The 24,567-nt window shown below is 71.1% G+C and carries 4 protein-coding genes; all 4 read left to right on the top strand.

The annotated features are described in order from the left end of the window. Positions 1 to 135: 135 nt before the first annotated feature. A complete protein-coding gene (locus AC2IPW_RS17195) occupies positions 136 to 993 on the top strand; it encodes an HpcH/HpaI aldolase/citrate lyase family protein (RefSeq protein WP_416061461.1) in 858 nt (285 codons plus the stop codon). Further along, on the top strand, positions 990 to 2,951 hold the full coding sequence (locus AC2IPW_RS17190; protein ID WP_486375251.1) for an acetoacetate--CoA ligase: 1,962 nt from the start codon (positions 990 to 992) through the stop codon (positions 2,949 to 2,951). Before AC2IPW_RS17195 ends, AC2IPW_RS17190 begins: the two co-directional genes overlap by 4 nt. A gap of 75 nt (positions 2,952 to 3,026) precedes the next feature. Next, the gene (locus AC2IPW_RS17185; protein WP_003936303.1) at positions 3,027 to 3,374 is read left to right on the top strand and encodes a hypothetical protein; all 348 of its coding nucleotides are present in this window, start codon (positions 3,027 to 3,029) and stop codon (positions 3,372 to 3,374) included. A 288-nt stretch (positions 3,375 to 3,662) separates the two neighbouring features. Continuing rightward, positions 3,663 to 24,503 carry a non-ribosomal peptide synthase/polyketide synthase gene (locus AC2IPW_RS17180; protein ID WP_486375250.1) on the top strand — a complete coding sequence of 6,947 codons (20,841 nt, stop codon included), beginning with the start codon at positions 3,663 to 3,665 and terminating at the stop codon, positions 24,501 to 24,503. The last annotated feature ends 64 nt before the right edge of the window (positions 24,504 to 24,567 follow it).

The following is a 24,567-nucleotide window of genomic DNA, read 5'->3' as shown; positions in this document are numbered from 1 at the left end:
CATCGCCGACGGATCCGCGCGGCCCCCGGTCGTCCGCGCCCGAAATTTCCCGCGCGTACGACCGTCCGGCGCGCGGATCCTGGGCAAATGCCCTGACAGGGGACCATACGGACAGCATCATCGAAGAGATCACCGATGGAGGAGGTCTCTATGTACGGCGTCGGCGGCCCGGCGTGGTTGTTCTGTCCGGCGGATCGGCCGGAGCGGTTCGGTAAGGCGGCTGCGACGGCGGACGTGGTGATCCTCGATCTCGAGGACGGGGTGGCGCCGGGGGACAAGGACTACGCCCGCAAGTGCCTGCAGGACACGGTCCTCGATCCTGCTCGCACGGTGGTGCGGGTGAACCCCGCCGGCACCGACGAGCACGACGCCGATCTGAAGGCGCTGGCGGCTACGGACTACACCCGGGTGATGCTGGCGAAGTGCGAGTCGGCGCAGCAGGTGACGTCGTTGGCGCCGCGGGAGGTGGTGGCGTTGATCGAGTCGCCGTTGGGGGCGTTGAAGGTCGACGAGATCGCGTTGGCGGCCGGGACGGTCGGTCTGATGTGGGGGGCGGAGGATCTCGTCGTGGGTCTGGGCGGGCAGTCGTCGCGCCGGGCCGACGGGACGTATCGGGATGTGGCGCGGCATGTGCGCTCGCAGGCGTTGCTGGCGGCGAAGGCATACGGGCGGTTCGCGTTGGATTCGGTGTTTCTCGACATCCGGGATCACGAGGGGTTGCGGGACGAGGCGCTCGATGCGGTGGCGGTGGGGTTCGATGCGAAGGTGGCGATCCATCCGGGTCAGGTGGGGGTGATCCGGTCGGCGTATGCGCCCAGTGAGCAGGATGTGGCGTGGGCGCGGCGGGTGCTGGCGGCGGTGCCGGAGGAGCGGGGGGTGTTCCAGTTCGAGGGCCGGATGGTCGATGCGCCGGTGCTGCGGCACGCCGAGCAGATCCTGCACCGCGCCGTCGAGGCCCGCGCAGGTGATCACCGAGGGGGCGCGAGGGCATGACCGACACACAGATCCCTCCCCAGTGGACCCCCACCGAACAGGATGTCGCGAGCGCCCGGATCACCGCCTTCGCCCGGTGGGTCGAAAAGCGCCACGGCGTCTCCCTCCCCGACTACCCCGCCCTGTGGCGGTGGTCCGTCGACAATCTCGGACCGTTCTGGCAGGACGTGTGGGACTGGTTCGACGTACGGTCAAGCACCGACCCGGGACCGGCGCTGGACGACGCCACGATGCCCGGAGCCGTCTGGTTCCCCGGCGCGCGCCTGAACTACGTGGAGCACGCCCTGCGGCACGCGCGCGACGACCGCCCCGCGATCGTGCACGTCGGCGAGGACGGCGAACGCACCGAACTGAGCTGGGCCGAACTCCGCAGGCAAGCGGCCGCGCTGGCCGCCACCCTGCGCGAGCACGGCGTCGGTGCCGGCGACCGCGTCGTCGGTTACCTGCCGAACATCCCGGAGGCCGTGGTCGCGCTGCTCGCCACCGCGAGCATCGGCGCCGTGTGGGCGGCCTGCGGCCAGGACTACTCGGCCCCCGCGGCCGTGGACCGGCTCGGGCAACTCGACCCCGCCGCCCTGATCACGGCCGACGGTTACCGGTTCGCCGGCCGCACCCACCCCCGCGCCGAGGCGGTCGCCCGGCTGCGGGAGCAACTGCCCTCGCTGGTGCTGACCGTCGTGGTGCCCCGGCTGGCAGACCCGCACCAGGACCTGGAAGGCGCGCTCACCTGGGAGGCGGCCACCGTCGGGGAACACCCGCTGAGTCCCGAGCCGGTGCCGTTCGACCATCCGCTGTGGGTCGTGTTCTCGTCCGGGACCACGGGCCTTCCCAAGGGCATCGTGCACGGGCACGGTGGTGTCCTGCTCGAGCATCTGAAGGCCGTCTCGCTGCACACCGACCTCGGATCCGACGACACCTTCTTCTGGTACACCAGCCCGAGCTGGATGATGTGGAACTTCCAGGCCGCCGGGTTGCTCGTCGGGGCGACGATCGTCTGTTACGACGGCAGCCCGTCGCACCCGCAGGTCGACCGGCTGTGGCGGATCGCCGCACAGGAACGGGTCACCGTGCTGGGGACCAGCCCGGGGTACGTGCTGGCCTGCATCAAGGCGGGCGTCGTTCCCCGGCGGGACCACGACCTGTCCGCCCTGCGGGCAGTGGGCGTCACGGGGTCCACCCTGCCCGCGTCGTCGTCGCAGTGGCTGGCCGAGAACGTCGGCGAGCACGTGCCCGTGATGTCCATCACCGGCGGCACCGATGTCGTCTCCGCGTTCGTCGGTGCCGTGCGCACCGTGCCGGTGTGGCCGGGCGAGCTGTCGGTGCCGTATCTCGGCGTCGCCCTCGACGCGTTCGACGAGCGGGGCCGGCCGGTCCGCGACGAGGTGGGGGAGCTCGTGGTGACCGCCCCGATGCCGTCGATGCCGGTCCGATTCTGGAACGACCCGGACGGGCACCGCTACCGCGAGGCGTACTTCTCCGTCTATCCCGGGGTGTGGCGGCACGGCGACTGGATCACGATCACCGGGCGCGGGACGGTCGTGATGCACGGGCGTTCCGATTCGACGCTCAACCGCCACGGGGTCCGGATGGGCAGCGCCGACATCTACCAGGCCGTCGAGAAGCTCCCCGAGGTCGTCGAAGCCCTGGTGATCGGAGCCGAGCAGCCCGACGGCGGCTACTGGATGCCGCTGTTCGTGGTGCTCGCCGACGGCGCCACCCTCGACGACGCACTGCGCGAGAAGATCCGCACCGTGATCCGCGAACAGGCGTCGCCGCGGCACGTGCCCGACGACATCGTCGCGGCGCCGGGCGTTCCCCACACCCGCACCGGGAAGAAGCTCGAGGTGCCGATCAAGCGGCTCTTCCAGGGGGCGGACGCGGCCCACACCGTCGACCGCAGCGCGGTCGACGCACCGGAGTTGCTCGACTGGTATGCCCGCCAGCGGCAGCGTCGGTGAGCTGAGGCACGACCCGCGGAGCGAGGAGGGTCACCCGACTGGACATTTGTCCTGTTCGGGTGATCCGATGGCCACATGACGCTCGCCATCGACATCTTCCTCATCCTGCACTTCATCGGCCTCGCCGGGATCATCGGCTCCTGGCTCGCCGTGATCAAGGAACCGCGCGTGGTGGCCGGCATGCTGCACGGCGCGATCCTGCAGGTGGTGACCGGCCTTGCGTTGGTCGGGCTCAACGAGGCGGACGACGCCGACCTGAACCACATGAAGATCGGTGTCAAGCTCGTCGTCGCCGTCGTCATCCTCGTGATCGCGATCGTCGGCATGAAGAAGGAACGGCAGAACCCGGGCTCGACCGCTGCCCTGGCGCACGCGGCCGGCGCGCTCGGCATCCTCAACGTCGTCATCGCCGTGCTCTGGTGACCGCTCCGACACCGCGGCGGCAAAGATGAAGCCGACCTTACCGACCCTGTAGATTGGTCCGGTGCGCAAGTCACGCGGCCGGAAGGCGACCGGCGAGTAACCTGCTCGGGCAGCTCCGCGCCGACAGGCGGGGTGATCGTTGTCCCGGCGGGTCTCGCGGCGTTCGCGCCGTTGTCCGCCGTGTAACGCTCCTCCCCTGAACAGCAGATATACCTGAGCACGGTGCTCGCCCGGGTCACCGGGCGCGACGGTCGGGCCTGCGTCCGACGGTGAGAGAGAGGTTGGGGTTTGGACTCGCTGGGTGTCGGCGGATCGGGTGCGACGAACACGAACGCGGCGAACGTGCCGGACGGTGCCTTCCCCCTCTCCCCGGCACAGCTCGGGATGTGGTTCGCGCAACACGTCGACCCGTCGGTGCCCGCGAACATCGCCCAGTACGTCGAGCTCGTCGGCGACCTCGACCGTGACCTCCTGCTCGAGGCCAGCGCCCGCGCCGCCCTCGAGATGGGCTCCGGCTTCCTCCGGTTCCTCGAGGTCGACGCGCAGCCCTACCAGCTCGTCGATCCGAACCTCGACGCCTCCATCGGATACGTGGACCTGCGGGACTCGGACGATCCGCGCGAGGCCGCGATGGAATGGATGCGCGCCGACCGCAGCACCCCGGTGGACGTGCTCAAGGACCGGCTGATCTCGGCCACCGTCCTGCAGCTCGGCGAGCGCCGCTACTTCTGGTACAACCGCGTCCACCATCTCGCGCTCGACGGTTTCGGTGCCGCGACCTTCATGACCCGCATCGCGGAGCTCTACACCGCGGCCGTCGAGGGCGCCGAACCCAGCCCGAACAAGGCTTCGGACGTGCGCACCGTGTACGAGGCCGAGATCGGGTACCGGCACTCGTCGCGGTTCGACACCGACCGCGAGTACTGGTCGTCGGTCGTCGAAGGCATCGACGAACCCACCAGCCTGGCCGGTCGTCCCGCACCGCCGGCCCCCGTCAGCCGGATCGACAGTGCCACGCTCGACGACCGTGTCGAGGGGCTCGTCGACCGCTTCGCCGAACGCGAGAGCACCAGCCTCGCCACCGCGGTGATCGCGGCCTTCGCCGCCTACATGGCCCAGATGACCGGCCGCACCGACGTCGTACTCAGCCTGCCCGTCGCCGCGCGGACCACCGCGGTGCTGCGCCGGTCCGGCAGCATGGTCTCCAACGTGGTGCCGTTGCGCCTCGAGGTGGCCGCCGACACCACCGTGCGCGGGCTCGTCGCGTCGGCGACCGCTGCCGTCTCGGGAGCGCTGCGACACCAGCGGTATCGCCACGAGGACATCGTCCGCGACGCCGGCAGTGCGGCCGGCGGCCGCTCGACGTTCTTCGGACCGTGGGTCAACATCATGCTGTTCGACAACGAGGTCCGTCTCGGCGACATGGTCGGACGGATCAACATCCTGTCCACCGGTCTCATCGAGGACCTCGGGGTCAACGTCTACAAGAGCGGTGGCACGCACACCCACATCGACTTCGAGTCCAACCCCAACCTGTACGGCGCGCAGGAGTCCCGGGCGCACCATGCCCGCTTCGTGGAGTTCTTCGACCGATTCGTCGCGGCCGATCCCGACCGGCGCGTGTGGGACCTGCCCCTCGGAACCGGTGCCGAGACCGCCCAGGTGCTCACCGAGTGGAACCGCACCGAGCACCCCCTCGACCACCGCACGCTGCTCGCGGAGTTCGAGGAGCAGGTGGCACGCACACCCGACGCCACGGCCCTCGTGTACGAGGGCGAGAGCCTGACCTACGCGGAGTTCGCCGCCCGCGCGAACGCGCTCGCGCGACTGCTCGTCGCGCGCGGCGTCGGACCGGAGTCACTGGTCGGACTGTCGGTGCGGCGTTCGCTCGAGCTGCTCGTCGGGATGTACGCGATCCTCGAGGCCGGCGGGGCCTGGGTGCCGATCGACCCGGACCATCCCGCGGACCGGACCGCCTACATCCTCGACACCGCTCAACCCGTCTGCGTGGTCACGACCGCGCGTGACCAGGTGGATCTGCCCGCCGGCCTCGACGTGGTCGAGATCGACCGCGTCGATCTCGCCGGCCTGGACACGCGCCCGCTCACCGACGCCGACCGGCTCGGGCCGGTACGTCTCGACAGCACGGCCTACGTCATCTTCACCTCGGGCTCCACCGGGCGTCCCAAGGGCGTCGCCGTCACCCACCGGGCGATCGACAACCAGATCCGGTGGATGAACGACCAGTACGCGCTGTCGGCGTCCGACGTGTACCTGCAGAAGACCGCGACGACGTTCGACGTGTCGCTGTGGGGCTTCTTCATGCCCCTGCGCGTCGGCGCGACCTTGGTGATCGCCACCCCCGACGGCCACCGCGACCCGATGTACGTGGCCGACAGGATCGCCGAACACGGGGTCACCCTCACCGACTTCGTGCCGTCGATGCTCACGGTGTTCGTCGCCAATGCCCGGCCCGGCTCGTGCGACACGCTGCGTCACGTGTTCGTGATCGGCGAGGCCCTGCCGTCCGAGACGGCGGCCGCGTTCGCCCAGTTGTGCGCCGCGCAGCTGCACAACCTCTACGGCCCCACCGAGGCCGCGGTCTCGATCACCTACCACCGGGCGACTCCCGAGGACGTGACCACCGTCCCGATCGGCGTCCCCCAGTGGAACAGCCGCGTCTACGTCCTCGACCACCGGCTGCGGCCCGTGCCGCCCGGCAGGCCCGGCGAGCTGTACCTCGCCGGGGTCCAGCTCGCGCGCGGCTACCTGCGCCGCCCCGACCTCACCGCCGACCGGTTCCTCGCCGATCCGTTCGGCGCCCCGGGCGACCGGATGTACCGCACCGGCGACCTCGTGCTGTGGCGCCTCGACGCGGACGGTGCCGGCTACCTCGACTACATCGGCCGTACCGACTTCCAGGTCAAGTTCCGCGGCCAGCGCATCGAGCTGGGCGAGATCGAGGCGGTCCTGCTCGCCGCCCCGGAGGTCTCGCAGGCCGTCGTGCTCGTGGTGCCGACGGCGACCGGCGACCAGCTCGTCGGTTACCTCGTCGCCGCTCCCGGCCATGCGATCGACACCGATGCGCTGACCGAGGCGCTGGGCCGGGCGCTGCCGTCGTACATGGTTCCGGCGTCGCTGATGGTGCTCGACGCGTTCCCGCTCAACACCAGCGGCAAGCTCGACCGCAGGGCCCTGCCCGAGCCGGTGTTCAACAGCGCCCGTATGTTCCGGGCGCCGCGCACCGCCGCCGAGCGGATCGTGGCCGAGACGTTCTCCGAGGTCCTGGGAGTCGCCGAGGTCGGCCTCGACGACGACTTCTTCGAACTCGGCGGCAACTCGCTCGTCGCCACCCAGCTCGTGTCCCGGATCGGCTCCGCCCTGGACACCCAGGTGCCGGTGCGGGTGCTGTTCGAGTCGTCCACCGTCGTGGGCCTCGCGGCCCGGGTGGCGCGACAGTCCGGATCGGGTGCCCGCCGGCCGCTCGTCGCGGGACCGCGGCCGGACGTGCTGCCGCTCTCGACGGCGCAGCAACGGATCTGGTTCCTCAACCGCTTCGACGCCGGCACCGCCGCCTACAACCTGCCCTTCACAGTGCGGCTCACCGGTCCGCTCGATCCGGCGGCCCTCGACGCCGCCTTCGGCGACGTCGTGGCCCGGCACGAGACACTGCGCACCGTCTACCCGGCCGTCGACGGGGAACCGCAACAGGTGATCCTGCCGGCCGAACACGTCGACAGTCGTGTCCCCGTCCTCGACATCGCCGCGTCCGATCTGCACGCCCGGGTCGTGGCCCTGGCGCAGCGCGGGTTCGACGTCGCCGTCGACCTGCCGTTCCGGATCGCCCTGTACCGGCTGGCGGACGACGAGTTCGTCCTGGCCATGGTGTTGCACCACATCGCCGCCGACGGATCGTCCTTCGAGCCGCTCGTGCGCGACATCGTTACCGCATACGCGGCGCGGGCGGCCGGCTCCGAACCCGGCTGGTCCGCGCTTCCGGTGCAGTACGCCGACTACGCACTGTGGCAACGCGACGTGCTCGGACTCGAATCCGACCCGGCCTCGATCTCTGCGCAGCAGATCGCCTACTGGACTCGGGAACTCGACGGCATCCCGGATCAGCTCGACCTGCCCGCGGATCGTCCCCGCCCGGCGGTCGCCACCTACCGCGGCGACAAGCGCCGGTTCCAGATCTCGGCCGAGACCCACCGTGGTCTGGTCGAGGTCGCCCGCTCGCATCATGCGTCGCTGTTCATGGTGATGCACTCCGCGTACGCCGTCCTCCTGTCGAGACTGAGCGGATCCGACGACATCGCCATCGGCAGCGTCGTCGCCGGCCGGGGTGATCGTCTGCTCGACGACCTGATCGGCATGTTCGTCAACACACTGGTGCTGCGCACGCGGGTCGATCCGGGGGCGCGTTTCGAGGAACTCCTCGACCGGGTCCGCGACTCCGATCTGAGCGCCTTCTCCAATGCGGACGTCCCGTTCGAGCGGCTCGTGGAGGTCCTCAAGCCGCCCCGGTCCACGGCTCGTCATCCGTTGTTCCAGGCCGCGCTGGCCGTGGAATCTCCTGGAACGCGCGATATTTCGTTCTCCGGTGTGCGTGCCACCGCGGCCGAGTTCGACGTGCCGATCGCGAAGTTCGACCTGCAGCTGTGGCTGGTCGAGCGGACCGACGACGAGGGTCGCCCGGCCGGCGTGGACGCCGTGTTCGAGTACGCGACCGACCTGTTCGACGCCGACACCGTCGACGTCTTCGGGCAGCGTTTCGCGCGGATCCTCGAAGCGATCGTCGCCGATGCGGCGACGCCGGTCGGTGACATCGACCTCCTCGCGCCCGAGGAGGAGGCCCGGCTCGTCTCGGTCCGCGGCCCCGAACTCCATCGGGCGGAGCGGCCGCTCGTCGAACTGCTCACGGCCGGAGTGGATTTCGCGCCCGACACGATCGCCGTCCGATGCGGCGAGTCCGCCCTGACCTACCGTGAGCTCGACGAGTGGTCCAACCGCCTCGCCCGCGTCCTCGTCGACAGCGGTGTCGGACCCGAAACGATTGTGGCCCTCGCTTTCCCGCGATCCGCGGAGATGGTGCACTGTGTGTGGGCCGTCGCCAAGACCGGCGCCGCGTACGTGCCGATCGATCCCGCACACCCGGTCGAACGCATCCGGCACATCGTCCGGGACTCCGGCGCCGTCCTCGGTCTGACCACCGCCGGGCACCTGCCGGAGCTGCCCGCGGACTTCGACTGGAACGCCCTCGACGTCGACGAGACCCGCACGGCGATCGAACGGGCTTCCGCCGCACCCGTCGGCGACGCCGACCGGCTCGCGCCGCTGCGCCTCGACCACGTGGCATACATGATCTACACCTCGGGGTCGACGGGCCTGCCGAAGGGCGTCGCCGTGACCCACCACGGACTCGCCGCGCTCGTGCAGGAGAGCGTCGAACTGTACGGCGTCACCGAGCGGTCACGGGTGCTGCACGTGTGCGCACCCAGCTTCGACCCGTCGGTGCTCGAGTGGCTCATGGCCGGCTCCTCCGGCGCCGAACTCGTCGTGACACCCGCGAACGTGCTGGGTGGGATCGAACTGCACGACCTGATCGAGAGGTACGGGGTGACCCATGCCGTCATCACCCCCGCCGTACTCGGATCGGTCGACCCCCGCGACCTCGACACCTTGCGCGTCCTCAACGTCGGCGGCGACGTCTCCACCGCCGATCTGGTCGCCCGCTGGTCGCCCGGCCGCCGCTACTTCAACGCATACGGCCCCACCGAGACCACGATCGTCACCACCCGCGGCGAACTGCACCCGGGCGAGCCCATCACCATCGGCACACCCGTGGCCGGGGTCGGTGCCCTCGTGCTCGACGCCCGGCTCCACCCCGTTCCGGTCGGTGTGTCCGGAGAGCTCTATCTGACCGGAGACGCGCTCGCCCGGGGCTACCACCGGCGGCCCGCGCTGACGGCGGACCGCTTCGTCGCCTCCCCGTTCGGCGCGCCGGGCGAGCGCATGTACCGCACCGGCGACGTCGTGCGGTGGGACGACGAGGGCCGGCTGGTGTACGCCGGGCGGACCGACTTCCAGGTCAAGGTCCGCGGCTACCGGATCGAGCTCGGGGAGATCGACGCCGCTTATCTCTCGTACCCCGCCGTCGACTTCGCCACCACGGTCGGGCACGAAATGCCCTCGGGGCAGACCACTCTGGTCACCTACGTCCACGGCGAGGCGGGACTCGACAGCGAGGAACTCACCGGGTACGTCGCAGGATTCCTGCCGTCCTACATGGTCCCCTCGGTCTGCGTCGTCCTCGACGCCGTCCCCCTCACCCCGAACGGCAAGGTGGACCGCAAGGCACTGCCCGAGCCGGTGTTCGAGGCGCGGGCCTTCCGCGCCCCCACCACGCCGATCGAGGAGATCGTCGCGGGCACCTTCGAGAGCGTCCTCGGCATCGACCGGGTCGGACTGGACGACGACTTCTTCGAGCTCGGTGGCAACTCGCTCGTCGCGACCCAGCTCGTGTCCCGGCTCGGTGCGGCCCTCGACACCCAGGTGCCCGTGCGTCTGCTGTTCGAGGCGTCGACCGTCGTCACGCTGGCCGCGCGGGTCGAACACCGTGCCGGCGCCGGCCGCCGCATCCCGCTCGTGGCCCGGCCGCGCCCCGACCGGATCCCGCTGTCCCTGGCCCAGCAGCGCATGTGGTTCCTCAACCGGTTCGAGCCCGAGTCGGCCACCTACAACCTGCCCTTCGCGCTGCGGCTGTCCGGTGAACTCGACATCACCGCGCTGCAGGTCGCCATCATGGATGTCATCGATCGGCACGAGTCGCTCCGAACCGTCTATCCCGAAGGGCCGGACGGGCCGATGCAGGTCGTCACGGACGCCGCCACGGCGGTGCCCAACCTGACACCGACGTCGATCACGGAAGAGAACCTGCAGCAGGAGATCTCGGCGCTCGCGTCCGCCGGTTTCGACGTGACCCGCGAGGTGCCCGTGCGGGCCCACCTGTTCGAGATCGACCCGACCGAGCACGTGCTGGCGATCGTCATGCACCACATCTCCGCCGACGGCTGGTCGATGGGACCGGTCGCACGTGATGTCATGGCCGCCTACGCCGCACGCATCGAGTGGGAGCGTCCCGCGTGGCCGCCGCTGTCGGTGCAGTACGCGGACTACACACTGTGGCAGCACGAACTTCTCGGCTCCGAGAGCGACCCGGAGTCGCTGATCGCCGACCAGCTCGCCTACTGGCGCACCACCCTCGCCGGGCTGCCCGACCAGCTCGACCTGCCGTCGGACCGGCCACGGCCGGCACGGCAGTCGTTCCGCGGCGGCACCGAGCGGTTCGTCGTGTCCGCCGAGATCCACTCCGCGCTCGACGACGTCGCGCGCCGGCACGGCACCACGCTCTTCATGGTGGTGCACGCGGCACTGTCGGTGCTGCTGGCGCGGTTGTCGGGGACCGACGACATCGCCGTCGGCACCCCGGTGGCCGGTCGCGGCGAGCAGGAACTCGACAACGTGGTCGGCATGTTCGTCAACACCCTGGTGCTGCGTACCCAGGTGGACCCGGACCAGCCGTTCACCGAGCAGCTCGCCCGCGCCCGGGAGGCCGCGCTCGGTGCGTTCGCGCACGCGGACGTGCCGTTCGAGCGGCTGGTGGAGGTGCTCAATCCCGCCCGGTCGACGGCGCGGCATCCGCTGTTCCAGGTCATGCTGGCCTTCCAGAATCTCGGGTCCACCCATGTGGAGCTGCCCCGGCTCGTCCTGGAGACGCAGGCCATCGACACCTCGGTGGCGAAGTTCGACCTGCAGCTGACGCTGTCCGAGTCCTCGGACGACGACGGCGGCGCCGACGGCCTCGTCGCCGAGATCACCTATGCGACGGATCTGTTCGATGCGTCGACGGTGGCGGGGTTCGCGGCGCGGTTCGTGCGGGTGCTCGAGGCGGTGGTGGCCGATCCGTCGGTGGCGGTGGGGGATCTGGAGATCCTCGAGCCGGTGGAGCGGTCGCGGGTGCTCGAGGTGTGGAACGACACGGGGCGTGCGGTGCCGGCGGCGACGTTGGGGGAGTTGTTCGCGGAGCAGGTGCGGCGGTCGCCGCAGGCGCCGGCGGTGACGTTCGACGGGGTGTCGCTCAGTTACGGGGAGTTCGCCGGGCGGGTGCGGCGGTTGGCGCGGTATCTGGTGTCGGTGGGGGTGGGGCCGGAGTCGCTGGTGGGGTTGGCGATGCGCCGGTCGGTGGATCTGCTGGTGGGGATGTATGCGGTGGTGGAGGCCGGGGGCGGGTATGTGCCGGTCGATCCGGATCAGCCGGCCGAGCGCAACGGGTACATCCTGGAGGTGGCGGCGCCGGTGGTGGTGTTGACCACGGGGCGGGACGGGTTCGTGGTGCCGGGGCAGGGGTCTGTCCGCACGGTGGTGCTCGACGAGTTGGATGTGTCGGGGTTGTCGGATGCGCCGGTGACCGATGGGGAGCGGCGTGCGCCGGTGCGGGGGTCGAACACGGCGTATGTGATTTTCACGTCGGGGTCGACGGGGCGGCCGAAGGGTGTGGCGGTCTCGCATGCGGCGATCGTCAATCGTCTGGTGTGGATGCAGGGTCGGTACGGGTTGTCGGCCGGCGATGTGGTGTTGCAGAAGACGCCGTTCACGTTCGATGTGTCGGTGTGGGAGTTCTTCTGGCCGTTGCAGGTGGGGGCGCGGTTGGTGGTCGCGGCCCCGGACGGGCACCGCGACCCCGGGTACCTCGCGGCGGTCATGCGCGCAGAGTCGGTGACCGTCGCGCACTTCGTGCCGTCGATGCTCGCGGTCTTCGTCGCCGAGTCCGCGGTCGGCGGGATCTCGTCGCTGCGGTACGTGTTCGCTTCCGGTGAGGCTCTCGCCGCCGCGGTCGCCGCCCGGGTGCGGTCGGTGCTGCCGGGTGTGGCTGTGCACAACCTGTACGGGCCGACCGAGGCCGCGGTGGATGTGACGTTCCACGAGGTGACCGACGCGGATGTGGTGTCGGTGCCGATCGGTGCGCCGGTGTGGAACACGGGTGTGTTCGTGCTCGACGGGCGGCTGAATCCGGTGCCGGTCGGGGTGCCGGGTGAGTTGTATCTGGCGGGTGTGCAGCTCGCGCGCGGCTACGTGGGCCGCCCGGATCTGACCTCGGATCGGTTCGTGGCGAATCCGTTCGGGGCGGCGGGGGAGCGGTTGTACCGCACCGGTGATCTGGTGACGTGGACCGAGGCCGGGGAGCTCGAGTACCTGGGCCGCACGGACTTCCAGGTCAAGCTGCGGGGTCTGCGCATCGAGCTCGGCGAGATCGAGGCGGCGTTGCTGGAGGTTGCGGCGGTGGCGCAGGCGGTCGTGCTGGTCCGCGCCGAGCAGCTGGTGGCGTACGTGGTGACGGCCGCCGGTGCCGTGTTCGACGAGGACGAGGCCCGCTCGGCGGTGGGGCAGGTGCTGCCGTCGTACATGGTGCCGTCGGCGTTCGTGGTGCTCGCGGAGTTGCCGCTCAACGCGTCGGGCAAGCTGGACCGGAAGGCGTTGCCGGAGCCGGTGTTCGAGGTCAAGGTGTTCCGTGCCGCGACGACTCCGGTGGAGGAGATCGTGGCGAGTGTGTTCGCCGAGGTGCTCGGTCTCGACCGGGTCGGTCTCGACGACGACTTCTTCGCCCTCGGTGGCAACTCGCTGATCGCCACGCAGGTGGTCTCGCGGATCGGGGCGGCGCTCGACGCGTCGGTGCCGCTGCGGGTGCTGTTCGAGAACTCGACCGTCGAGGCGTTGGCCGCCCGGATCGACGGGCACGACGGCCCGGCGCGACGGGCCCCGCTGGTTCCGCAACCCCGTCCCGAGCGGGTGCCGCTGTCGCTCGCGCAGCAGCGGATGTGGTTCCTCAACCGGTTCGATCCCGATTCGACGGCGAACAACATCCCGGTCGCCGTCCGCATGTCCGGCCGGCTCGACGTCCCGGCGCTCGAGGATGCCGTGTGCGACGTCCTCGCCCGCCACGAATCCCTGCGCACCGTCTACCCCGACCTCGACGGATACGGCTACCAGAAGGTGCTCGCCCCCTCCGAGGTCCGCGTCTCGCTCGAGGCGGTGCGCATCGACCGGGCGCAGCTGCCCGACGAGCTGCGGGCGCTGGCGGGCACGCACTTCGACGTGTCCACCGACGTCCCGATCGTCGTGCGGCTGCTGTGCCTGAGCCCCGAGGAGCACGTGCTCGTCGCGGTCATGCACCACATCGCCGGCGACGGCTTCTCGATGGGCCCGCTCACCCGCGACATCATGGTCGCCTACGCGGCCCGGTCGCTCGGCAACGAACCCGCCTGGGAGCCGCTGGAAATCCAGTACGCCGACTACACCCTGTGGCAGCGTGACGTGCTCGGCTCCGAGGACGACCCCGACTCGCTCGTCACCCGTCAGCTCGAGTACTGGAAGCAGGCGCTCGGCGGGCTGCCGGACGGCCTCGACCTGCCGACCGACCGCCCCCGGCCCGCGGTGGCGACGAATCGTGGTGCGACGCATCGGCTCACCGTCGACGAGTCGCTGCACGCCGCGCTCGGCCGATTCGCCGGCGAGCAGCGCGCGACGGTGTTCATGGTGGTCCACGCGGCCCTGGCGCTGTTGCTGGCCCGTCTCGGCACCTCCCGGGACATCGCCGTCGGCACACCGGTGGCCGGCCGCGGGGAGCGCTCGCTCGACAACCTGATCGGCATGTTCGTCAACACCCTGGTGCTGCGTACCGAGGTGGACACCGCCGACACCTTCGCGGACCTGCTCGCCCGGGTGCGCGAAGTCGACCTCGGGGCCTTCGCGCACGCCGAGGTGCCGTTCGAGCGGCTCGTGGACGTGCTCGCGCCGGAACGCACCCAGGCCCGGACTCCGCTGTTCCAGGTCATGCTGGCGTTCCAGAACATCGGCGACGTGGCCCTGGAACTGCCGGGGCTGTCCGTCGCGCAACTGCCCCTCGACGGCGGCGTGTCGAAGTTCGACCTCATGTTCACGATCCTCGAGGGTCAGGCCGCCGGCACCGACGCGGGCGCTCTCGCCGTCGAGATCTCCTACGCCACCGACCTGTTCGACGCCCCGACGATCGCCGCCGTCGGCGACCGGTTCGTCCGTCTGCTACGGCTGGCGACCGAACGACCCGACGTGCCGGTCGGCGACCTGCCGATGCTGCCGGGCGCGGAACTCGACGCGGTCGAGCAGCTTTCGCACGGTCCCCGTCGCGCGCTCGACGCCGACGCCACCCTGGTCGATCTCCTCGCCCGGCAGGCCGCCCGCACGCCCGACACCGTGGCCGTGGAATCGGGCGAGTCGACGTGGACGTACCGCGAGTTCGGTTCCCGGGTCAACGCCCTGGCGCGGTATCTCGTCGCGCACGGCGCGGGACCGGACACCGTGGTCGCAGTGGCCGCGAGCCGCTCGACGGAGATGCTCGTGGCGATCCACGCCGTCCTGGCTGCGGGGGCCGCCTACGTCCCGCTCGACCCGGACCAGCCGGCCGACCGGATCGCGTATGTCCTCGAATCCGCCTCGCCCGTAATGGTTCTCACCCGTACCGGACGTGAGCGCCTGCCGGGTGCCGACGCGGTGCCGATCGTGGCGCTCGACGAGGCCGACACCACCCCGTACGGCGATGCGCCCCTGACCGACGCCGACCGGCTCGCGCCGCTGCGCCCGGATCATCTCGCGTACGTGCTCTACACATCCGGGTCCACCGGTCGGCCGAAGGGCGTGGCCGTGCCGCACGCCGCCGTGGTCCACCAACTGCTGTGGATGCAGGACGAGTTCGGCCCGGGCGCCGGCGACGCCCTGCTGCTCAAGACCCCCGCCACCTTCGACGCGTCGGTCTGGGAGATCTTCCTGCCGCCGCTGGTGGGCGCCCGGATCGTGGTCGGCGCACCCGACCTGCACCGCGACCCCGCCGCAATGGCGGCAGCGATCGGGCGGCACGCCGTCACGCTGGTCCAGTTCGTGCCCGCCGTGCTCGACGCCGTGCTCGAACACCTCGACCGGACGACCGCCGCGTCCCTGACCCAGGTCTTCTGCGGCGGCGAGAGCCTCCCGGCCGAAACCGTCGCCCGGTTCCACGTACTGAACGATGCGCCCGTCCACAACCTGTACGGACCGACCGAGACGACGATCCAGACCGTCCACCGGACGGCCGGACCCGGCGACACCGCAACGGTTCCGATCGGTACACCGGTGTGGAACACCGGCGCGCTCGTGCTCGACGAACGGCTGCACCCCGTGCCGCTCGGCGTCGCCGGCGAGCTCTACCTCACCGGTCCCCAGCTGGCGCGCGGCTATCACGGCCGCCCGGACCTCACCGCCGACCGATTCGTCGCCGACCCCTGGTCCAGCGGCGAGCGGATGTACCGCACCGGCGACCTGGTGCGGTGGACCGCCGCAGGTGAGCTCGACTACCTGGGCCGGACGGACCTGCAGGTCAAGTTGCGCGGTCTGCGCATCGAACTCGGAGAGGTCGAGTCGCAGCTGACCGCCCTCGACGAGGTGCGCCAAGCCGTCGCCGTGGTGCGCGAGGACCCGCGCTTCGGACCGCAGCTGGTCGGTTACGTGGTGCCCGAACCGGGCGTCGACTTCGACCCCGCCCGGGCGAAGGACGCGCTCGCCACCGCGCTGCCGTCCTACATGGTGCCCTCGGCCTTCGTCCCCCTGGATGCGTTCCCGCTGAACGCCAGCGGCAAGATCGACCGGCGAGCGCTGCCGGCTCCGACCTTCGAAGCGCGCACCTTCACCGCGCCGCGGACCCCGGTCGAGGAGATCGTCGCGGGCGTCTTCGCCCAGGTACTGGGTGTGCCGCGGGTCGGCCGCGACGACGACTTTTTCGATCTCGGCGGCAACTCACTCGTCGCGACGCAGGTCGCGGCCCGCCTCAGCGACGCGCTCGACGCGTCGATCCCGGTGCGGGCACTGTTCGACGCCCCGACTGTCGAAGCCCTCGCGGTGCGGGCCGAGCAGGAGGCCGGCGCGGGTCGCCGCACCCCGCTGGTCCCGTACGCGCGGCCCGAGCGCATCCCGCTGTCGCCGGCGCAGCAGCGCATGTGGTTCCTCAACCGCTTCGACCCCGAGTCGGCGGTGAACAACGTCCCGATCGGAGTGCGTTTCACCGGTGCACTCGACGTGCCCGCCCTGCGCGGGGCGGTCCGGGACCTGACCGAGCGCCACGAGGTGCTGCGCACCGTCTACCCCGACGTGGACGGCACCGGCTACCAGCAGATCCTGCCGGACTCCCCGGTGCGGCTCGAGGTCGAGCGCATCGACGCGCACGCCCTGCCGGATCGTGCCCGCGAACTCGTCACGCGCGGGTTCGACGTCACCGCCGAGGTGCCGTTCCGGGCGGTGGTCTTCGAGCTGAGCCGGACCGAGCACGTGCTGCTGTTCGTCGCCCATCACATCGCCACGGACGGGTTCTCGGTGCGTCCGCTCGCCCGCGACGTGATGGTCGCCTACGCGGCCCGCACCCGCGGTGAGCTGCCCGGCTGGGCCCCGCTCGAGATCCAGTACGCGGACTACGCCCTGTGGCAGCGCGACGTGCTCGGTTCCGAGGACGAGCCGGGATCCGTGGCCGCCGAACAGGTGCAGTTCTGGAAGCGCACGCTCGCCGGGCTGCCCGACCAGCTGGACCTGCCGTCCGATCGGGCCCGCCCCGAGCGGACCTCCGGACACGGCCGCACCAGCCGCTTCCACGTCGACGAGGCGCTGCACGAACGTCTGCAGAGCCTCGCGCACGAGAAGAACACGTCGCTGTTCATGGTCGTGCACGCGGCGCTCGCGGTGCTGCTGGCCCGGTTGTCCGCAACCGAGGACATCGCGATCGGCACCCCGGTCGCAGGCCGCGGCGAGGCCGCCCTCGACGACCTGGTCGGCATGTTCGTCAACACCCTCGTCCTGCGCACGGACGTGCAGGGCGGGCAGTCCTTCGCGGAACTGTTGAGCGCGGTGCGCGAAAGCGACCTCGACGCGTTCGCCCACGCGGACGTGCCGTTCGAACGGCTGGTGGAGATCCTCGACCCGGAGCGCTCCCAGGCCCGGCACCCGCTGTTCCAGGTGGTGCTGACCTTCCAGAACATCGGACAGGCCGAACTCGAACTCGACGGTCTCGCGCTCGAGGCCCTCGACTACGACCCGCCTACCGCGAAATTCGACCTGCAGTTCACCTTCTCGGAGCAGGTGGCCGAGGACGGTTCGGCGGCCGGCATCGCCGCCGCCGTCACCTACGCCACCGACCTGTTCGACGAGCTGCGCGTCGCCGCCTTCGCCGAGCAGCTGCTGCGGATCCTGCGGGCCGTGGCGGCGGATGCGTCGGTGGCGGTCGGTGACATCGAGATCGTCGACGAGTTCGAACGCGAACTCGTGGTCTCCCGGTGGAATTCGCTCGGCGACGACGTCGCCCCGGCGGATGTGACGTTGGTGGACATGTTCGAGGCGCGCGTGAGCGCTGCGCCCGGCGACATCGCGGTGCGGTTCGGCGACGAGGCGCTGACCTACGCGGAGTTCGCGTCCCGGGCGCGGCGACTGGCCCGCCATCTGATCTCGGTGGGCGTGGGTCCCGAGTCGCTCGTGGCGGTCGCGCTGCCGCGGTCGCTGGATCTGGTGGTCGCCCTCGTCGCGGTGCTCGAGGCCGGCGGCGGGTATCTGCCGGTGGACCCGAACTACCCGTCCGACCGGATCGAGTTCATGCTCACCGACGCCGCGCCGGCCGCGGTGCTCACCGCCTCCGGCACCGGGATCGAGGTGCCCACCGCGGTGCCGGTGGTCGAGCTCGACACCGTCGATCTGTCGGGGGTGGACGACGCGCCGATCCGCGACGAGGAGCGCACCGCGCCGCTCGACGCCGCGAACCTCGCGTACGTCATCTACACCTCCGGGTCCACGGGCCGGCCCAAGGGCGTGCTGATCCCGCACCGGAACGTGGTGCGGCTGATGGTGAACACCGAGTCGGTCTACGGGTTCGGCCCGTCGGATGTGTGGACGATGTTCCACTCGTACGCGTTCGACTTCTCGGTGTGGGAACTGTGGGGCCCCCTGCTGTACGGCGGCACCCTGGTGGTCGTGGACTGGTTCACCTCGCGCTCGCCGGAGGCATTCCGCGAGTTGCTCGTGCGCGAACGGGTGACGGTGCTCAATCAGACGCCGTCGGCGTTCTACCAGCTCGCCGAGGCCGACCGCACGGCCGGTGGCACGGAGGGCGACCTCGCCCTGCGGTACGTGATCTTCGGCGGTGAGGCACTCGAGCCGCGCCGGCTGGAGGGCTGGTTCACCCGGCACGGGGACACCGCGCCGCGGCTGGTGAACATGTACGGCATCACCGAGACCACGGTGCACGTGTCGTACCGGGAGATCGGTGCGGACCTGGCCGAGGCCGGTTCCGCGAGCATCGTGGGCGTGCCGATCGCGGGCCTGCGGGTCTACGTCCTCGACACCCGCCTCAACCCCGTTCCCGTGGGCGTGGCCGGTGAGATGTACGTCGGCGGCGGTCAGCTGGCCCGCGGATACCTGGGCCGCCCGGACCTGTCCGCGGCCCGGTTCGTGGCCGACCCGTTCTCCGCCGACGGTGGATTGCTGTACCGCACCGGCGATGTCGCCCGCTGGGCGGTCTCGGGGGATCTCGAGTACCTCGGCCGCGCGGACGACCAGGTCAAGATCCGTGGCTTCCGGATCGAGCTCGGCGAGGTCGAATCGGCCGTGCTGGCCCAGCAGCCGGTCGGGCAGGCCGCGGTGATCGTGCGCGAGGACGCCCCCGGCGCGGCGCGCATCGTCGCGTACGTGGTGCCCGCCGACGGCGCGACCGTCGACGTCGAGGAACTGCGCGCCGGGGTGGGCGCGCTGGTGCCGGAGTACATGGTGCCGTCGGCGTTCGTGGTGATCGATGCGATCCCGCTGACCGTGAACGGCAAGCTCGACCGGCGGGCACTGCCGGAACCGGTGTTCGAGACCCGGGTCTTCCGGGCGCCGTCGACGCCGGTCGAGGAGATCGTCGCGGGCACGTTCGCCGAGGTGCTCGGTGTGGAGCGGGTGGGCGCCGACGACGACTTCTTCGAGCTCGGCGGCAACTCGCTGATCGCGACGCAGGTCGTCGCGCGCCTCGGGGTGGCGCTCGACACACAGGTCCCGGTGCGGACGTTGTTCGAGGCCTCGACCGTCGCCGCGCTCGCGGCGCGGGTCGAGCAGGACGCCACCGGCGGCGGACGGGTGCCGCTGACCGCGCGCACGCGTCCCGAACGCATCCCGCTGTCGCCGGCGCAGCAGCGCATGTGGTTCCTCAACCGCTTCGACCCCGAGTCGACGGCGTACAACATCCCGATGGCTCTGCGGCTGACCGGCGACCTCGACGTCGACGCGCTGCGCGCCGCCGTCGCCGACCTGGTGGCCCGCCACGAGACGCTGCGGACCGTGTACCCGGAGACGAATTCCGGTCCGGTGCAGGACATCCGGCCCGCCACCGCGGTCCCGGTCGACCTCGACCCGATCGACGTCCCGGCGGCCGAGCTGGAATCGCGCCTGCGCGAACTCGCCTCGACCGGTTTCGACGTCACCCGCGAGATCCCGCTGCGGATCGCGCTGCTGCGTCTCGCACCCACCGAGTACGTCCTCGTCACCGTGGTGCACCACATCGCCGCGGACGGCTCGTCGATGGTGCCGATGGTGCGCGATGTGATGACCGCGTACGCCGCCCGGTCCGCCGGCACCGAGCCGGCGTGGGCGCCGCTCGAGCTCCAGTACGCGGACTACGCGCTGTGGCAACGGGAACTGCTCGGATCCGAGGACGATCCCGAGTCGCTCGCCGCCCGGCAGCTCGACCACTGGCGGACCGCGCTGGCCGATCTGCCGGACCAGCTGGACCTGCCCACGGACCGCCCGCGGCCCGCGCAGCAGTCGTTCCGCGGCGACCGGGTCGAGTTCGTCGTGGACGCAGAGGTGCACGCCGCGTTGCGCGACCTCGCGCGCGCCCGCAACGCGACCGTGTTCATGGCGATGCATGCCGCGTTCGCGGCGCTGCTCGCCCGCCTGTCCGGATCCGACGACATCGCGGTGGGCACGCCCATCGCGGGTCGCGGCGAGGCCGCCGTGGAGAACCTGATCGGCATGTTCGTCAACACGCTGGTCTTCCGGCTCTCCGTCGACGGCCACCGCTCGTTCGACGAACTGCTCGGGGCGGCACGGGAAACCGACCTGCAGGCATTCGCCCACGCGGACGTGCCGTTCGAGCGGCTCGTGGAGGTGCTCAACCCGGCCCGCTCCACCGCGCGGCACCCGTTGTTCCAGGTGGGCTTCTCGTTCCAGAACCAGCAGCGCACGGAACTGGAACTGGCCGGTCTGACCGTCGCCCCGATCGACCTCGAGGGCGGCACGTCGCAGTTCGACCTGCACCTGATCGTCAGCGACCGATACGACGAGCAGGGTTTCCCGGCCGGCATGGACGCGATCCTGACCTTCGCCACCGACCTGTTCGACGAGTCCACCGCGCGTGCTGTGGCCGAGCGTTTCCAGCAGTTGCTCCGGGCACTCGTGCAGGCGCCGGACGTGCCGCTGGGCGATCACCCGGTGCTGCTCGCGCGCGAAGAGCACGACGTCCTGGCGGCATGGAACGACACCGCCCACGAGACCGACACGGCCGCAACGCTCGTCGACCTGTTCGACGAGCAGGTGCGCCGGGACCCCGGCGCGGTCGCACTGGTGTACGAGGGCACCGCTGTCACGTACGGCGAGTTCGACGCCCGCGTCAACCGTCTCGCCCGGCACCTGATCGCCCAGGGTGTGGGGCCGGAGGACCGGGTCGCGCTGATCGTGCGGCGTTCGCCGGAACTCGTCGTCGGCATGTACGCGATCGCCAAGGCCGGCGGTGCGTACGTGCCCCTCGACCCGGACCAGCCGGCCGAGCGCAACGCCTACATCCTCGGCACCGCGGCGCCCACGTGCGTGGTCACGGTCGCGGCGGATCGGATCGACCTGCCCGGCGTGCCGGTCGTCGAACTCGACCACGTGGACCTCTCCGGTCTGCCGGACGCGCCGGTGACCGCGGCCGAACGTCGCGCGCCGCTGCGTGCGGCGAACACCGCGTACGTGATCTTCACGTCCGGATCGACCGGCCGGCCCAAGGGTGTGGCGGTTCCGCACGCCGCCGTGGTCAACCAGATGCTCTGGAAGCGGGACGCGTTCGATCTCGGACCGGACGACGCGGTGCTGCTCAAGACCGTCGCCACGTTCGACTTGTCGGTGTGGGAGTTCTGGTCGGCACTCACCTCCGGTTCGCGTCTGGTGATCGCGACCGCCGACGGGCATCGCGATCCCGACTACCTGCTGCGGTTGCTGCGCGACGAGCGCGTCACCACGCTGCACGCGGTGCCGTCGATGCTGTCGATGCTCACGACCGCCGCGGGTGGGGAGGTCGCGCCGTCGCTGCGGCGCGTGCTCGCCATCGGCGAGGCCCTGCCGGCGGTCACCGCGCAGCAGTTCCGCGCGGACAACGAGGCGGCCCTGTTCAACCTGTACGGGCCGACCGAGGCCGCCGTGTCCGTCACCGTGCACGAGACGAGCGACGCCGACGCCGCGGTCGTGCCGATCGGCGTGCCCGAGTGGAACAGCCGCGTGTATGTGCTCGACGCGCGCCTGCGTCCGGTGCCGATCGGGGTCGGCGGCGAGCTGTACCTGGCGGGCGCGCAGCTGGCGCGCGGCTACCACGGCCGTCCCGACCTGACCGCCGACCGGTTCGTCGCCGACCCGTTCGGCGGGGGCCGGATGTACCGCACCGGCGACATCGTGCACTGGAACCGCGCCGGCGAACTGGTCTACCGCGACCGCGCCGACTTCCAGGTCAAGGTGCGCGGCTACCGCATCGAACTCGGGGAGATCGAGTCGGTGCTGCGCGCCCGCGACGAGGTGCGCGACGTCGCCGTCCTCGTCCGCACCGACCCGCACGTCGGCGACCGGCTGGTGGCGTACGTGGTCCCGGCCGACGGATCCGACACCGGATCCGACGCCGGATCCGACACTGCCGGAACCGTCACTGCCGGATTCGATGCGGCCGCGACGAAGGCGGCACTGGCGCAGGCACTTCCGTCGTACATGGTGCCGTCGGCGTTCGTCGTCCTCGAGGCGCTGCCGCTGAACACCAACGGCAAGCTCGACCGCCGGGCGCTGCCCGAACCGGAGTTCGAGGCCGGGCAGTTCCGGGCCCCCACCACCCCGGTGGAGGAGATCGTCGCCCGCATCCTCGCCGAGGTCCTGGGCATCGAACGCGCCGGCCTCGACGACGACTTCTTCGAACTCGGCGGCAACTCCCTGCTCGCGACGCAGCTGGCCTCCCGGCTCGGTGTCGCGCTCGACACCCGGGTGTCGGTGCGGACCGTGTTCGAGGCGTCGACCGTCGCGGCGCTGGCCGGCCGGATCCAGCCGTCCGTCGGCCGCGGTGCCCGGCCACCGCTGGTACCGCAGCCGCGGCCCGAGCGGATTCCGCTGTCGCTCGCGCAGCAACGGATGTGGACCCTCAACCAGGTCGATCCCGGATCCGGGGTCTACAACATCCCCGTCGCGGTGCGGCTGAGCGGCTCCCTCGACACCGAGGCCCTGCGTTCCGCGGTCGCCGACGTGATCGCCCGGCACGAGGTGCTGCGCACGGTGTACCCGGACACGGAGGACGGCCCGGTCCAGGTGGTGCTCCCGACGTCGCAGGCACTGCCGGACCTGGTCCCGGTGCCCGTCGCCGAGAGCGAGATCGTCGACCGGCTCACCGACGTCCTCGGTGCGGGGTTCGACGTGACGGCCCAGACCCCGCCGGTGCGGGCGCGGTTGTTCCGCGTCGCCGACGACGAGCACGTGCTCGCCCTGGTGGCGCACCACATCAGCGCCGACGGCTACTCGATGCGGCCGCTCGTACGCGACGTGATGGTCGCCTACGCCGCCCGCGCCGAGGCGCAGGTGCCCGGATGGGCGGAGCTGCCGGTTCAGTACGCCGACTACACGCTGTGGCAGCAGCAGGTGCTCGGCAGCCCGGACGACCCCGACAGCGAGCTGTCCCGCCAGCTCGGGTACTGGACCGACGAACTGACCGGCAGTCCCGAGCTGCTCGCGCTGCCGACGGATCGGCCGCGGCCGGCGCGGCAGTCCACCGAGGGCGACTCGGTGACGTTCACCATCGGGGAGGCGCTCGCGCAGCGCATCGAGAAGACCGCCCGCGAACACAACGCGACGGTGTTCATGGTCGTGCACGCCGCCCTCGCGGTGCTCCTGTCGCGCCTGGCGTCCACCGAGGACGTCGCGGTCGGAACTCCGACCGCCGGTCGCGCCGAGGAAGTGCTCGACGACCTGGTGGGCATGTTCGTCAACACGCTGGTGCTGCGCACCCGCGTGGCAGGCGGGGGCACCTTCGCCGACCTCCTTGCCCAGGCGAAGGAGAAGGACCTGGCGGCGTTCGGCAACGCCGACGTGCCGTTCGAGCGGCTCGTCGACGCCGTCGGCCGCCGGCGGTCGAGCTCGTACACGCCGCTGTTCCAGGTGATGCTCACGTTCCAGAACATCGAGACCGGCACGCTGGAACTGCCGGGACTGGCGGTCACCCCGCTCGAGGCCGGCGCCCACCAGGCGAAGTTCGACCTGCAGTGCACCTTCGTCGAGCAGTTCGCGCCCGGCGGCGGCCTCGGCGGTCTCGAGGTGATCTTCACCTACGCGACCGCGCTGTTCGACCGGGAGACGGTCGAGCTGTTCGCCGAACGGTTCACCCGCATCCTCGATGCGGTGACGTCGGATCCGCAGATCCGGCTGCGTGCGATCGACATCCTCACCGAGGCCGAACGGGCCCGGCTGGCCGCGCCGCGCAAGCCGCGGACCGTGGCGGACCTGCCGGACCTGGTCGCCGCCGCCGCCGAGACCGCCCCCGACGCGGTGGCGCTCAGCCACGAGGGCCGGGACGTCACCTTCGGGGAGTTCGCGCAGAAACTGGCCGCGACGGCCACGGCGACGGGCGGGGCACTGACCGCGGAGGCGCTCGTGCCTGTGGTGTTGAACACCCTCATCCCCGGTGTCCTGCCCGCGCTGGGCGCCGACGGGTTCGCCGAACTGGTCCGATCCGTGCTCACCACGGCCGACGAGATCACCGGTGGGGGGCTCTGACCTGGGCGCTTCGTTTGCTGTCGGTCCGACCGGGATAATCGAACATCGACTGTCGTCCGACCCC

The sequence above is a fragment of the Rhodococcus sp. NS-SX18 genome, assembly GCF_057367935.1.
The sequence above is the reverse complement of the archived record's forward strand: the minus strand, read 5'-3'. Positions and strand labels throughout refer to the sequence as shown.

Coding starts and splice junctions, on each gene's coding strand:
- AC2IPW_RS17195 (WP_416061461.1), top strand. CDS start 136: ATGGAGGAGGTCTCTATGTACGGCGTCGGCGGCCCGGCGTGGTTGTTC.
- AC2IPW_RS17190 (WP_486375251.1), top strand. CDS start 990: ATGACCGACACACAGATCCCTCCCCAGTGGACCCCCACCGAACAGGAT.
- AC2IPW_RS17185 (WP_003936303.1), top strand. CDS start 3,027: ATGACGCTCGCCATCGACATCTTCCTCATCCTGCACTTCATCGGCCTC.